The sequence below is a fragment of the Halomonas sp. HNIBRBA4712 genome, assembly GCF_043558675.1.
Taxonomy (GTDB): Bacteria; Pseudomonadota; Gammaproteobacteria; order Pseudomonadales; family Halomonadaceae; genus Vreelandella.
In genome coordinates, this window is record NZ_JBIFXR010000008.1 from 12,520 (window position 1) to 25,100 (window position 12,581).

14 protein-coding genes are annotated in these 12,581 nt (G+C 63.5%); 1 reads left to right on the forward strand and 13 read right to left on the reverse strand.

The features are described 5' to 3' along the window. From tssK to tssB, 8 genes are read right to left on the reverse strand one after another with little or no spacing between them, the layout of a single operon-like run. Entirely contained in the window at positions 1-1,335 is a 1,335-nt protein-coding gene (gene tssK / locus ACGK9R_RS14505; RefSeq protein WP_394582481.1) for a type VI secretion system baseplate subunit TssK, read from the reverse strand. Further along, complete coding sequence (gene tssJ / locus ACGK9R_RS14510) at positions 1,335-1,874, reverse strand: type VI secretion system lipoprotein TssJ (protein ID WP_394582484.1); 540 nt, start codon at positions 1,872-1,874, stop codon at positions 1,335-1,337. The genes tssK and tssJ overlap by 1 nt, the downstream gene beginning before the upstream one ends. Further along, complete coding sequence (gene tagH, locus ACGK9R_RS14515) at positions 1,871-3,250, reverse strand: type VI secretion system-associated FHA domain protein TagH (RefSeq protein WP_394582485.1); 1,380 nt, start codon at positions 3,248-3,250, stop codon at positions 1,871-1,873. The genes tssJ and tagH overlap by 4 nt, the downstream gene beginning before the upstream one ends. A gap of 3 nt (positions 3,251-3,253) precedes the next feature. Beyond that, positions 3,254-4,276: a type VI secretion system baseplate subunit TssG gene (tssG, locus tag ACGK9R_RS14520; protein WP_394582487.1), complete on the reverse strand. Its 1,023-nt coding sequence runs from the start codon at positions 4,274-4,276 to the stop codon at positions 3,254-3,256. Continuing rightward, positions 4,240-5,997 carry a type VI secretion system baseplate subunit TssF gene (gene tssF, locus ACGK9R_RS14525; protein ID WP_394582490.1) on the reverse strand — a complete coding sequence of 586 codons (1,758 nt, stop codon included), beginning with the start codon at positions 5,995-5,997 and terminating at the stop codon, positions 4,240-4,242. Before tssF ends, tssG begins: the two co-directional genes overlap by 37 nt. 18 nt (positions 5,998-6,015) lie before the next feature. Beyond that, positions 6,016-6,447, reverse strand: a complete 432-nt coding sequence (gene tssE / locus ACGK9R_RS14530; RefSeq protein ID WP_394582492.1) for a type VI secretion system baseplate subunit TssE — start codon at positions 6,445-6,447, stop codon at positions 6,016-6,018. 13 nt (positions 6,448-6,460) lie between these two features. After that, positions 6,461-7,945, reverse strand: a complete 1,485-nt coding sequence (gene tssC, locus ACGK9R_RS14535; RefSeq protein ID WP_394582495.1) for a type VI secretion system contractile sheath large subunit — start codon at positions 7,943-7,945, stop codon at positions 6,461-6,463. Positions 7,946-7,990: 45 nt separating this feature from the next. Then, positions 7,991-8,500: a type VI secretion system contractile sheath small subunit gene (gene tssB, locus ACGK9R_RS14540; protein WP_394582498.1), complete on the reverse strand. Its 510-nt coding sequence runs from the start codon at positions 8,498-8,500 to the stop codon at positions 7,991-7,993. A gap of 641 nt (positions 8,501-9,141) precedes the next feature. On the opposite strand from tssB, the gene ACGK9R_RS14545 reads away from it, so the two are divergent. After that, a complete protein-coding gene (locus ACGK9R_RS14545) occupies positions 9,142-9,660 on the forward strand; it encodes an Hcp family type VI secretion system effector (protein WP_126950157.1) in 519 nt (172 codons plus the stop codon). Positions 9,661-9,728: 68 nt separating this feature from the next. On the opposite strand, the gene ACGK9R_RS14550 is transcribed toward ACGK9R_RS14545, so the two are convergent. The 5 genes from ACGK9R_RS14550 to ispH all read right to left on the reverse strand — a co-directional run bounded on the left by ACGK9R_RS14550 (position 9,729) and on the right by ispH (position 12,522). After that, positions 9,729-10,184, reverse strand: coding sequence for a hypothetical protein (locus ACGK9R_RS14550; protein ID WP_394582502.1), 456 nt, complete (start codon positions 10,182-10,184; stop codon positions 9,729-9,731). A 4-nt stretch (positions 10,185-10,188) separates the two neighbouring features. Continuing rightward, positions 10,189-10,659 carry a prepilin-type N-terminal cleavage/methylation domain-containing protein gene (locus ACGK9R_RS14555; protein WP_394582504.1) on the reverse strand — a complete coding sequence of 157 codons (471 nt, stop codon included), beginning with the start codon at positions 10,657-10,659 and terminating at the stop codon, positions 10,189-10,191. Continuing rightward, on the reverse strand, positions 10,656-11,051 hold the full coding sequence (locus tag ACGK9R_RS14560) for a prepilin-type N-terminal cleavage/methylation domain-containing protein (RefSeq protein WP_394582506.1): 396 nt from the start codon (positions 11,049-11,051) through the stop codon (positions 10,656-10,658). The genes ACGK9R_RS14555 and ACGK9R_RS14560 overlap by 4 nt, the downstream gene beginning before the upstream one ends. Then, positions 11,052-11,471, reverse strand: coding sequence for a type IV pilin protein (locus tag ACGK9R_RS14565; protein WP_394582508.1), 420 nt, complete (start codon positions 11,469-11,471; stop codon positions 11,052-11,054). It lies immediately after the preceding gene. Positions 11,472-11,532: 61 nt separating this feature from the next. Beyond that, positions 11,533-12,522 (reverse strand): 4-hydroxy-3-methylbut-2-enyl diphosphate reductase, encoded by a 990-nt coding sequence (ispH, locus tag ACGK9R_RS14570; RefSeq protein ID WP_394582510.1) that lies wholly within the window; start codon positions 12,520-12,522, stop codon positions 11,533-11,535. Between the last annotated feature and the right edge of the window lie 59 nt (positions 12,523-12,581).

Below are 12,581 nucleotides of genomic sequence, written 5' to 3' on the forward strand. Positions count from 1 at the left end.
TTAACTCCTGATCGCCCAGAACTGCATTTCCAGGCCCGGGAACTCCCCAGCCACGTGGAACGCAAAGCCGCTGGCGCCCTCGAGCATGCTCCAGGCCTCGCTCTGGCGATCCAGCTGGAAGTAGGTGTAGCCGGCGTGGTAGGGCAGCTCCCGCGGCGCCACCGGTAGCGGCTCGAGCGGAACCCCCGGCAGCTGCAGGCTGATCAAATCGCGAATGCGCTCGACGCTGGCCACCTTGGTCTGCTGCAAAAACAGCTTGCGCAGGCGTTCGTTCGGCATGTCGGCGCGCACCGCGAGGATGAACTGGGCGGACTCGATCAGGCTTGCGTCGGACAGCGGCGCCACCAGCAGGCCGAAGCGGCGCGACTGCAGCTGAATCGCCACCGCGCGAGGTTCGAGCACCGTCGAGAGCGACTGGCGCAGCATCCGCATCAGCGGCTTGAAGGCACGCTCCGGGTGGTCGTGATCGTAGGCTGGGCACTCCGGCGGCAGGCGCGACTCGTCGGTGAAGGTGATCAGCTCGCAGGCGATCTCGTGCATGGTGTCGTAGAGACGCTCCGGGTGGAGCTGGCCCAAACGCGCCAGGTGCTGAAAGCGCGGCTGAGCCCGGTTGAGAAGCTGCAATAGCATGAAGTCGGCAACGTCCGCCACCCCTGCCTGATGGGGCGTGGAGAGGCGCTGGGCGATGTTGCGCGCCCGCTCGCGCATCAGCCCCGCCATCTCGCCGACGAAGCGCTGGAGACCAGCCGCCGCCTGTACGTTCAAAAGCGTCGGCAAGAACTGCTCGTCGAGCACCAGGCTTCCATCCGGGCGGCGCTCGACGATGCGCGCCACCGCAAGGCACGCGTAGCCGCTGCGGTCGTCACGCTCAAGCAACAGCCGGGGCGAGACGCGGGCGACGTCGAGCTGTGCCGTGGTACCCTCCTGGGAGTGCAGATCGCGCACGCTGCGCGCGGTCATCCGGTAGCGAGCGGGCAGGTCGTCCTCGGGCCAGCGCACCTCGCCGACGCCGTCGGTGGCGAGCGGAATGCCCAGGTAAACCACCTGGTTGGTGAGGCTGGCGTCATCGATCTCGAGCGCGGCGGGCTCAAGATCATCACCGGGCAGATGAAACGCCACGCCGTCCGGCATCACGCCGCTGGCACGGCTGATGGCGATGCGCCCGAAGCTCAAGAACTCGTGGTTGAGCTCAAGGGTCAGAAAGCCGTAGAGATAGTGGCTCACGCCCTTGAGCCGGGTATCGAGAAGCCCCTCGAGGCTTCGCTGCTGTTGCTGAAAATGCTGGGGCTTGATGAACAGCCCCTCGCTCCAGACCACGCGGTTGCGACTGGCCATTACTCCTCCTTCCTTAACTCGACTTCGCTGTCACGGAGGTGAACGAGCAGATGATAGTGTTGGGCCTGACTCCTCACTTTCACCACTTTCTTCCACTCGGCCTCGTTGGGCGTGGCGTAGAAGGCGATGATGCCGATGTAGCGCGCCTGCTCGTCGATCTCGAAGGGCTCGTAGAACTTCCACTGCCCCGGCAGTAGGGTAAAATCGTCGTGGGTCAGGTAGTTGGTGCCCAGCGCCTCTTCGAGATCCTCGCGCAGCTGGAGCATATCGGCGGCCATCAGCATCGAGTCATCCTTGAGCTGCAGCACCTGAAAACGCAGCGGCGTGCCTTCTCCGTCCAGATTGGGGTTCACATCCGGCTCCGCCACCATGCTCAGATCGACCAGCGTCGGGCGCTCCTCCGGATAGCCCACCGGAATCGACGGATCACGCATGACCTGCCAGGACTTGCTGGCGGCCTCTCGAGTCGAAGCGCAGCCGGCAAACAGTAGGCACAGGCAGGCAATGCCTGCCAGCCGTATGAACGTGGCGGTGCTCATGGTGCTTCCCGCTGCTGACGGCGAACGGAGTGGTCGTAGGCCTGCTCGAAGACTTCCCAGAAGAGCTTCTGGAACCCCTGCTGGCGGTTCGAATTGAGCTCACGGTAGTAGTGCTGATACATCTCCCAGGCCCAGCCCTCCTCGTTCTCGATGCGGTTGCCCGCTCCCCGGTAGGCGTGAAAGCGCTTGAGCATCGCCTCCGGCGAAAAGGCATCGAGAATCGCCCCCAGCGCCTCCTTGATCGCCTCCTCGACCGCCACCTGGTGCTGCCCCTGATGGCGCAGGCTTTCGGCCACCGCCTCGGGGGCGGAGAGATGCACGTAGCTGCGCTGGGCCGAAAACATGGTCTCGGCGGTCTGCTCGAAATCGAGCCCCAGCCGCAGGGGGTTGTCCTCGATGGGCTGAAGACGGCGGTCGCGCAGCGGATATCGGCTGTCGTTCTGGGCCTGCTGAAGGGTGCGCAGCCCGTCAATGGTGGCGCGCAGGGTCTGCCCCGCTTCCTCGAGAAATGCTTGCTGCTCGCCGCTGTCACGAAACCCAAGGTCGAGCCCCAGCCCACGGAGCAGCGGGTCGGCGCCAACGTGGCTCAGCTCCTGTGGTATCGGCTTTTGCCAGCGGTCCTCCAGCTGCTCGCCTACCGAGCGTTCCAGGTCGTCCAGTTGCCGCTCATCCATGTCTGTGCTCCTCTGCGTTCTCGTGCCGGTTAGGGATTTGATGCCAGGCAGGCGCACCGCTTCCTCGCGCGGTTCGCGAGTGCCCTGTCCGTAAGGTTCGTTGCGGGTGAACGGCAGCTCCTCCAGCGGGTCGATGCCGCGGGGGGTCGGCTCGCTGTCGTCGAGGGCTCTCATCGGGTCGTGCTGGAGCGAGCCGGGAATCACCCCGCCCAGCGCCTCGATCGGGTCCTCGCGCTGATCGGCGCGTTCGAGCTCGCCATCCCGCTCCCGCTGCAGGGGGGCAGTGCCGACGTCGCGGGTGACGTCCTCCTGCTCGTCGTCGACCAGGGTGGTCAGCGCGTGCATGCCCGGCTGCCAGGCGTGGCGATTACCCAAATGCACCTTGAGCCGGTAGATGCCGACGGTCAGCTCGTCGCCGTCGCGCAGGGCGACCTTGCGGTTGCGGCCCACCGGCAGCGTGGCGCCGTTGATGAAGGTGTAGCCGCTGGCATCCACCAGGCAGAACTTGCCGTCGACCTTGGTGATCTCGGCGTGGTGCGGCTTGATGCGTCGTGCCTGGTCTTGCAGCAACCAGCCATCGAACTCGCCGCTGCCGAGGGTGCCACCGTCGCTTTGGAAGACGTGGCTGCTGGAAGAGCGGCCCTCGAGCTGCTCGCTGTTAAGGACCACCAGGGTGATGGCGTCGAACGGGTCGGCTTGCATGGCTTAACTCGTCATTTGAATACGTACGCGACGACGTGTGCTCTCTTCGTCGCTCTCGGGGTCCACGAACGTGGTCCAGCCCAGCTGGCACGAGCCCGCGTCACCCAGACGCATCGGCTTGACCTCGCTCTCCAGCAGTTCGATCTCCAGGTCGTAGGCCAGAGGCTCGCGCAGCACGAAGTTCACCAGGGTCTTGAGCGGCGCGTGCTCCTGGCCATCGGGCAGGAAGTCGCGAAACCGCTCCAGGGTCAGCCCGCGCAGGCACAGGGCGAACTTGCCCTGCACGTCGGCGACGCGCTCGCCGGCCACCATGTCCTGGCCCAGCGTCATGGCGCCGAGCCCGGCGCGGCTGCGCTGGTCGAGCGGAATCTCCACCCAGCGCTTGACCCACTGCTCGATCTCGACGCAGGCCAGATCGAAGCAGTGGCTGACGATGCCGCAGACCACCTCCGGCGAGCGCGACCGCCCCGCCAGGAGCCCGGCGTAGGCGAGCATCTTGCTCCAGTTGATCGGCGTCTCGCCGCGCAGCCTCTCGTCGGCCAGCCCCACCAAGGCGAACACCGCCGCGGAGAAACCGTCCCGGGCATCGTCCTGATAGCGCACATAGTGGCGATACTTGCGCCAGTTGCGGTGCATCAGGGTCAGCAGGCGGTGGTTGAAGAAATCCAGGAAATCCCCCGCGCTACCCTCCTGGTGGGCCGAGGCGTGGGCCAGCGCCTCCAGGTAGTAGCTCGGCAGCGGCGACTGGGCCCCCTGCAGGCCCAGAAAGCTGACCTCCATGGCGTAGCGGCCCTGCTCGCCGGCTTCGAGCGACAGCACGTCGCTGCCGGGAAAGCCCAGCGACGCCGAACTCTTGTAGCTGACCCGCGAAAATCCGGGCACGCTACCGCCAGGCCGCTGCTCCAGGTCGTCGCCATGACGCCGGTGCAGCAGCTCGACAAGCTGAAAGAATTGGTAGCGCCGCGCCCTCTCCACCAGCGGCGCCGGCGCTACATCAGGGGCTGCTGCCCCTCCTGCATGCTCCATACGTAGCGCTCCTGGTTGTGCCGGTTGATGACCTGCAGCTCGTGAAAGGCATTGATGCTGGCGTAAAGCGACATAAAGCGCGCCAGCACGCTGCCGAACAGGTAGAGGCTGCCTTCGTCGCCGAACGCCTCCTGGTCCAGGGTCATGACCGAGCGCAGCCCGCGCACCGGCAAGCCACGGCGCAGCCGATCCACCGGCTGCGTGTCGATGTCGACGATGCCCGCCAGGCGTTTTTGCGCCACGCGCTCGGCCTGACGGTCGATCAGGGCGCGAAAGTCGTAGGCCTTGAGCACCGAGCAGAGCGCGTCGCGGCTTAGCAGCGATAGATAGTTCAGCGAAAGATTCGAGATCAGCACCCACAAAAGCCGGTCGTCGATGGCCGGGCGCAGCACCGGCGTGGGCCGGGTAATATTGCGAAAGCCGGCAAAGGTCGGGCTCTTTTCGGTCCCGACGCAGATGTCACCCACCGTTAGCTGCTCGGGCAGCTCCCGGTTGCTGCAGGTCAGGCGCAGCGAGACCGTCTCGCGCCGCCCTAGGCACTCGCTTTCGTCGCCGCGCACGAAGGCGATGTCATGATCGAAGCCATCGCCGCGCAGGCTCGCGCCTACCCGGGTGCGGTAGTAAAGCGACTCATTGCCGCGATCACGCTCTATCTGGTGCTGGAAGCTTTCAAAGGGCACGTAGCGCCGCCCGCCCTGGGCGCCGCCGCCCCCTTCGAGGCGCCCCTCTACCTCGTCGACGCTGAACACCTCGAAGTGCGACGGCGCCTTGCTGCTGGGGCGGATGCGATACTCGCTGCGCTCGCCGGTCAGGTCGATCGGCTCGGCGTCGTGCTCGAACAGGTTGATCGCTGGCGTGCAGTAAAGCGCCAGATGCTCATCTTGCAGGCGGGCGTCGGTGGGCAGCGGGCGCTTGAACACGAACCGCAGCATCACCCGCGAGGCCGTGGTAGCTGGCATGCCCACACCGAGCTCGTGCACGTCAAAAAAGTGAAACGCCTCGGGAAAGCAGAGGTACTCCTGCAGGATGCGATAGCCCTGATGGACGTTGCGCGGGTACGGCAAGAGCGCCTGGTCGCGCTCGAAGCCGACAGCGCGCAGCGCATGAGGTGGCAGGCGATGACGCTGGTCATCCACCTCGAGCTCGAGCCGCTCCAGATAATGACTCATCCAGAGATACAGCGTCCGTGCGGTGTAGCCGTCACCGCCGAGGTGAAGACGCAGGGTATCGAGCCCCAGCTCGTTCATCGGCTGGTCGCTGTGTACGTCAAGCGCAAGCTCGACGATCGAGCTCTCACGGGTATGGCGCGCAGTGACGCCGGCGTGGGCCAGCGGATGGAGCACGACATCGTGACAGGTGCGAAACAGGCAGGTCGTGCCCTCGACTGGGGTGCTCGAAAGCTCGGTACCGCGCGCTACCTGTTGACGCTGGCTCAGCACGTGCCAGACCGGCGTGAACTGCACGACGGTCATGCTGGGTACCGGGCGCAGGTAGTTGGGCCACATCATGCCGATCAGCGAGTGGGTCAGCTCGGGAAACTCGTCCTCAACCTTCTCGCGCATCCGCCCGGTCAGAAAGGCGAACCCCTCCAGCAGGCGCTCGACGTCCGGGTCGGTGCTGCGCTCGGAGAGAAAGCGGCTAAGCCCCGGGTTCGCCTCGGCGAACTCCCGGCCCTGACGCTTCAAGAAGTTGAGTTCATCGCGGTAGTAGCGGTTGAGCATGAAAGTCTCACCAAGCCATCAGTTGAGACACTGATAGCGCTTGTTGTTGAGCAGCAGATCGATCGTGGCCTGGGTGCGGTCGTTGCCGAGCGCGACGGTGGCATGCACCTGAAAGCGCAGCTGGAGGGGGTCGCCCGCATTAGGCAGCGACGCCACCTCCACCCGCTTCACCCGAGGTTCGAAGCGCTCGATGCACTGGCGAATCGCCCGCTGGATGTTGAGCTCAAGGTCGAGCACGCCGATGGTGGCATCGTTGAAGTCCAGCAACCCAAGCTCCGGCGCGCAGGCGCTGTTGCCCGGGTGGCTGTTCAGAAGCTCCACCAGGTGGCGCTTGATCGACTCCACTACCTCCGCCAGCCGGCTCTGCTCGGTGAGCGCTTGCGGCTGGTGAGGTGCCGCCAGGCGTTCGAACAATCGGCTGCCCAAGCGCCCATTGCTGTGCGTGGCCATAGCGTGGCTTACCTCACTCCTTGTCGAGACGACCGACCAGGGAGAGCTCGAAGTTCGCCCCCATGTACTTGAAGTGCGGACGCACCGACATCGACACCTGGTACCAGCCCGGCTCGCCCTCGACGTCCGATACCTGAATGGAGGCGGCACGCAGCGGACGGCGGCTGCGCACATCGGAGGGCGGGTTCTCCTGGTCGGCCACGTACTGGCGAATCCAGGCGTTGAGCTCGCGCTCGAGATCCTGACGCTCTTTCCAGGAGCCGATCTGCTCGCGCTGAAGCACCTTCACGTAGTGCGCCAAGCGGTTGATGATGAACATGTAGGGCAGCTGGGTGCCGAGCTTGAAGTTGGTCTCCGCCGCCTTGCCCTCTTCGGTATTGGGAAAGACCTTGGGCTTTTGCACCGAGTTGGCCGAGAAGAAGGCGGCGTTGTCACTACCCTTGCGCATGGTCAGCGAGATGAAGCCCTCCTCGGCCATCTCGAACTCGCGGCGGTCAGTGATCAGCACTTCGGTCGGGATCTTCGCCTGCAGCTGGCCGAAGGCCTCGTAGGTGTGCACCGGCAGGTTCTCGACGGCGCCGCCGCTTTGCGGGCCGATGATATTGGGACACCAGCGGTACTTGGCGAAGCTATCGGTGAGTCGCTCGGCCAGTAGATAGGCGGTGTTGCCCCAGAGATAGTGCTCGTGATCCTCGCTGACCGTCTCGCGGTAGTTGAAGGTCTTGACCGGGTTTTCGATCGGGTCATACGGCGTGCGCAGCAGAAAGCGTGGCGCGGTCAGACCCAGGTAGCGCGCATCCTCGGATTCCCGCAGGCTGCGCCAGCGGGCGTACTTCGGCCCCTCGAAAATGGCCTTCAGATCCTTGATGTTGGGCAACTCCTCGAAGCTGTCGATACCGAAGAACGACGGCGCCACCGAAGACATAAAGGGCGCATGGGCCATGGCGCCGACCGCCGAGGTGTACTGCAAAAGCTTCATGTCCGGCGTCGAGGGGGAGAAGTCGTAGTGGCCGATGATGCCGGCCACCGGCTCGCCACCGAACTGGCCGTATCCCGCGTTGTAAACGTGATGATAGAGCCCGCTCTGGCTGACCTCCGGGGCGAACTCGAAATCCTCGAGCAGCTCCTGCTTGGTGGCGTGGAGCACGTCGAGCTTGATGTTCTCGCGAAAGTCGGTGCGATCGACCAGGAGCTTCAAACCCCGCCAGGCGGATTCGAGCTGCTGGAACTCCTGGTTGTGCAGCACCTCGTCGACCTGATGGCTTATCTTGCGATCGAGTTCGACGATCATGTCGTCGACGATGGACTTGTTGACCTTGGGGGTCGACTCGTCGCCCGCCAGCAGTTGGGAGATGAAGGCGGCGACCCCCTGCTTGGCCACGTCGTACCCTTCATCGGCCGGCGCCATGCGGGTCTGGGCCATGACCTGATCCAGCAGCGAGACCTCTTCGGTTTCTGTCTGGGTCGCTTGGGAGTGCTGTTTAGCCGTCTTGCTCATCGTTTAGCCTCGCGTTGGGTGGGGTGAATGCAGCGGGTCCGGGGCTCATTCGCCTTCCTGACGGTCCGTATCCAGCAGCTCCAGCTCATTCAGCAGCTGCTGACGCGCTTCGTCGCTCTCCAGCAGCTTCTGCAAACGATCCCGAAAGGCGGGTACGTTACCCAAGGGGCCTTTCAAGGCCACCAGCGCCTCGCGCAGCTCGACCAGCTTACGTAGCTCCGGCACCTGCCTGGCGATGGCGTCCGGCGAGAAGTCCTGGAGGGATTTGAACGACAGATCGACCGCCATCTCGTCGGGCTCGCCGCTCTCCTCGAGCCGATTGGCGACGGAGGTCTGTAGCGTCAAACCCGCTTCGCGCATCACAGACTGGAAGTTGTTCTTGTCGACGGAAACCGCTTGGCGCTCTTCGATCGGCGTCTCCTCCTCGCCGCCCTTGAAGTCACCTACCACCAGTAGTTTCAGCGGCAGTTCCATATCCGCCTGCTGATCGCCGGTGGCCGGAACGTACTTGATGTTGATGCGCTCTTTGGGCGCGACGGTGCCTTGTTTAGCCATGAAGATGCGTCCTGAGAATGAAAAAATCGAACGTTTCAGCCAATAATAATCAATCTATTAACGCTAACCAATTTGCATTAACGCCATCAATGCGCCATTTTTAAACACTGTATATTGCTCCAGATAATACGAATGCTTCTCACCTACACGTTAGGCGAACTTAGGCGCATTTTTGCCGAACTTACGCCAATGACAAATAATGATTAACTTTAGCGATTGCGCTTTGTAAGATATTTCTTACATAAAAAATCAAAAATATCTTAACCACGAAACCCTATTTTCTCTTTCGCGGAGCCGGCAAGAGGGAGCCGATAGCAAGACCTTGATGCAAATTAAAATTAGAAAAAAAGAGGAAAGGTAGCGTTTCAGGGGGTAAAAAATGAACTTTCTTGATCAATCGGTGCTGACATGCACCACACCGTTTACTGCTACCGCGCTCAATGAGCAAAGGCTTGCCTGCTGGGCAACCACTTGCTTGAACGCAAGCAAGCCAATGCCTAATTAAAATTTATTTTAATTTCGTTAGAAGATTAAGAATTTGATATAAATAAACTTTTTTATTGTTGGCATGCGCACTGCCTTGTACTGGGCGATCATCGGGCTATCCGCCCTTTTCTCACTCATGACCAAGGAGATCTCCCATGCCGACACCGTGTTATATCAGCATCGAAGGCCAGACTCAGGGCAATATCACTGCCGGCGCTTTTACCCCCGACTCCGTAGGCAACATCTACGTGGAAGGGCACGAAGATGAGATGCTGGTCCAGGAATTCAAGCACGTCGTGACCGTGCCGACCGACCCGCAGTCCGGTCAGCCCTCTGGCCAGCGTGCCCATAAGCCATTCGTCTTCACCGTCGCACTGAACAAGGCCGTGCCGCTGATGTACAACGCTTTGGCCTCCGGTGAAATGCTGCCCAACGTGGCGCTGAAGTGGTATCGCACCTCCGTTGAGGGCAAGCAGGAGCACTTCTTCACCACCACACTGACCGACGCCACCATCGTCGACATCAACCTGCGCATGCCGCACGCTCAGGATATCAACAAGGCCGAATTCACCCAGCTGATGGATGTCTCCCTGGCTTACCGCAAGATCGACTGGGAACACACCGTTGCTGGTACCTCCGGCTCCGACGACTGGCGCGCGCCGATCGAAGGCTAAAGCTTTCGCTCAGCCACAAAAAACCCCTTCCCTGCGAAGGGGTTTTTCGCGCTTACTACCTGCCCCGTTTATTCCCACCTTACCCGCGCGCCTGCGCTATCCTGCTCGACGCGCACAAATACCGCTTCGCTGTGGGCGATCAACGTTGCCTCCGGGGTGTCGTCATGCACCACGCCCAGCGCCATGGCCCAGCGCTCATCATCTCGCAGGACAGGCAAATAGAGACAGGAGTGATCGGCACATAGGTAGGTCGCCTCCGGGTGCCGGGTCAACGTCGACCACCGCGGGCTTGTCTCTTCCAGCGTGGGCGCTTGTTCCCAATCGAGCGTATCAAAGCGTTTAAGCGCCGCCGCGGCGGCGCTTTCAGCGCGCATCTGCGCCTTGAGCGCGGCGCGGTAGTTGGCCGCCTGGCGCTGGTCGACCAGCGCTGACTGCACCCCGACCAGGGCGAGCATCAGCGCGCTGGTCAACACCACCATGACCACCACCAGCGCCGCTCCGCGCTGATGCTTGGGCAGTTTCACGCTGTCAGGGCGACCAGATGGTGTGCTCAATGGTGTTTTGGCGCGATGTAACATGAAAACCGATCTCCTTGCCGCCGGGGCCCAGCGGTAGCGTCACGTAATACACGCCGTCACCGACGCGCTCGACCATCGGCTCGTCGCGCGCGCAGCTGCCCTCACCGGCGCTTTCGAACGTGACCAGCGGCTGGGCGGCCTCGTTGTCCTGTACCGTGCAGCGACACGCCCCAGACTCCTTGCGGCATACGAGTTGAAAGACCCCGGCGGGCGCCGTCTCAGCGCCACCTTGAACGCGCAGCCGGTCGGCCAGAGCGGTGGCGGTATAGACCAGCGCCTCCTGCTGGCGGCCGAGCCGGTCCACTTCGCGAAAGGTGTGAAACCCCGATAGCAAGAGCTGGCCAGCGCCGATCACCACCAGACTCGACAGCACCACCGCGACCAGCGCCTCGCTCAGGGTGAAGCCGCGCTGAGCGTTCACGGCGCGGGGCTCTTGCGAGGAAGTTCGAGGCGGTAGCGCACGCGCTCCGCCTGGGCGTGGGTGATGGTGATTTCGAAGGCGCAGGAGGCTTGCTCGATGGCGCCCTGGGCCTGGCCGTCGAGCGCGGCTCCACTTTGAGTGAACCAGTGCTGGCGCCAGCGGCGCTCGAGGCGGTCAAGCTCCAGGGCGGCACAGCTCGGCGCCACGCGGTAGGCGGCCCAGAGGCGCTCCTGGGCGTCCAGCGCGGCGACGCCAGCCAGCGCGCGCTGGTGGCCTTCGCGCACGCTCTCGAGCGCCTTGAGTTCGAGCGCGGCAACGCCAATCAGCCCGATCGACAGCACCAGCAGCGCCACCAGCGCCTCGGTAAAGGCGAAGCCGCGCTGACGCTGCATTTACCAGCACTCCGCGGGGCCGCGCTCGCCCAGCGCGTTGAGAGTCAGCGGCGCGGGGCAGCCGTCGTCTTCGTCACTCGTGGCGCTCAGTACGAAGCCGCCGTCGTAGCCTGGGGCCTCGGGGTCGCGGGTGCCCGGTGTGCGGGCGAGATCAAAATGGCCGTCCGGCGAGGTCAGGGGGATGGCGCAGGCGTTGTCGTAGCTTTGAAAACGCGCGTAGCAGCGCTCGAGTTCGGTGGCGGCGGCCAGAAGCCCCGCTTTGGCATCGGCGCGCAGGGCGCTTTGCAGATAGCGCTGGTAGGCCGGGTAGGCGATGCTCGCCAGTAGCGCGATGACCGCCAGGACGATAAGCATCTCGATGAGGGTAAAACCGCGCCGGCCCTTGGTGGCGCCGGCGCGGGGATCAAAACGGTGGAGCACGACGTCGCCTCGTTTTAGTTAGCCCATACCCGAAGTATGGCTAAAACGGGCGTTGAAAGCATCAGCCGCTCGCGATCACCTGGTCGCGCAGCTCCTTGGGCATGGAAAACACGATGTTCTCCTCACGCCCGGCAAGCTCCGAGGGGTCGGAGGCGCCGAGCGCCTTGAGCCGCTCGATCACGCCTTTCACCAGCACTTCCGGGGCACTGGCGCCAGCGGTCACGCCAATACGCGAGACGTTCTCGAGCCAGGCGTCCTCGATCTGGTCGGCGTTGTCGATCAGATACGCCGGCGTGCCGATACGCTCGGAGAGCTCGCGCAGGCGGTTGGAGTTGGAGCTATTGGGGCTACCCACCACTAGAATCAGATCGTTTTGCGCCGCCAGATCGCGCACCGCGTCCTGGCGGTTTTGCGTGGCGTAACAGATGTCGTTCTTGCGCGGGCCCTGAATCTCGGGGAATTTATCGCGCAGCGCGTCGATCACCTTCGCCGTGTCGTCCATCGAAAGCGTAGTCTGGGTAACGAACGAGAGCGTCGAAGGATCCGCCACCTCGAGTTTCGCCACGTCCTCCTCGTCCTCGACCAGGTAGATGCGCCCGCCAAAGGAGGTGTCGTAGCGGCCCATGGTGCCCTCGACCTCCGGGTGCCCTTCGTGGCCGATCAGAATGCATTCCTGGCCGCGCTTGGCGTAGCGCAGCACCTCCATGTGTACCTTGGTGACCAGCGGGCAGGTGGCGTCGAACACCTTCAAGCCCCGGCGGTCGGCGTCTTCCTGGACCGCCTGGGAGACGCCGTGGGCGGAGAAGATCACGATGACGTCGTCCGGCACCTCGTCGAGCTCCTCGACGAACACCGCGCCGCGCTCGCGCAGCGAGTCGACCACGAACCTGTTGTGCACCACTTCGTGGCGCACGTAGACCGGCGGGCCGAAGACGTCCAGCGCCCGATTGACGATGTCGATGGCGCGGTCGACCCCGGCGCAGAAGCCGCGCGGGTTGGCCATTTGAATGGTGATCGGCGTCGCTTGAGACTCGGTTTCGGGTGCGTTCATGGTAGCGCCTTGATGCGTGAGCGCATCGCTTGGTGAATAGTGGACAGCGGTCAGCGTTC

Excerpts from the sequence above, each read along its gene's own strand:
- tssK (WP_394582481.1), bottom strand. The coding sequence starts at position 1,335 with ATGGCCAGTCGCAACCGCGTGGTCTGGAGCGAGGGGCTGTTCATCAAG.
- tssJ (WP_394582484.1), bottom strand. The coding sequence starts at position 1,874 with ATGAGCACCGCCACGTTCATACGGCTGGCAGGCATTGCCTGCCTGTGC.
- tagH (WP_394582485.1), bottom strand. The coding sequence starts at position 3,250 with ATGCAAGCCGACCCGTTCGACGCCATCACCCTGGTGGTCCTTAACAGC.
- tssG (WP_394582487.1), bottom strand. The coding sequence starts at position 4,276 with ATGGAGCATGCAGGAGGGGCAGCAGCCCCTGATGTAGCGCCGGCGCCG.
- tssF (WP_394582490.1), bottom strand. The coding sequence starts at position 5,997 with ATGCTCAACCGCTACTACCGCGATGAACTCAACTTCTTGAAGCGTCAG.
- tssE (WP_394582492.1), bottom strand. The coding sequence starts at position 6,447 with ATGGCCACGCACAGCAATGGGCGCTTGGGCAGCCGATTGTTCGAACGC.
- tssC (WP_394582495.1), bottom strand. The coding sequence starts at position 7,945 with ATGAGCAAGACGGCTAAACAGCACTCCCAAGCGACCCAGACAGAAACC.
- tssB (WP_394582498.1), bottom strand. The coding sequence starts at position 8,500 with ATGGCTAAACAAGGCACCGTCGCGCCCAAAGAGCGCATCAACATCAAG.
- ACGK9R_RS14545 (WP_126950157.1), top strand. The coding sequence starts at position 9,142 with ATGCCGACACCGTGTTATATCAGCATCGAAGGCCAGACTCAGGGCAAT.
- ACGK9R_RS14560 (WP_394582506.1), bottom strand. The coding sequence starts at position 11,051 with ATGCAGCGTCAGCGCGGCTTCGCCTTTACCGAGGCGCTGGTGGCGCTG.
- ispH (WP_394582510.1), bottom strand. The coding sequence starts at position 12,522 with ATGAACGCACCCGAAACCGAGTCTCAAGCGACGCCGATCACCATTCAA.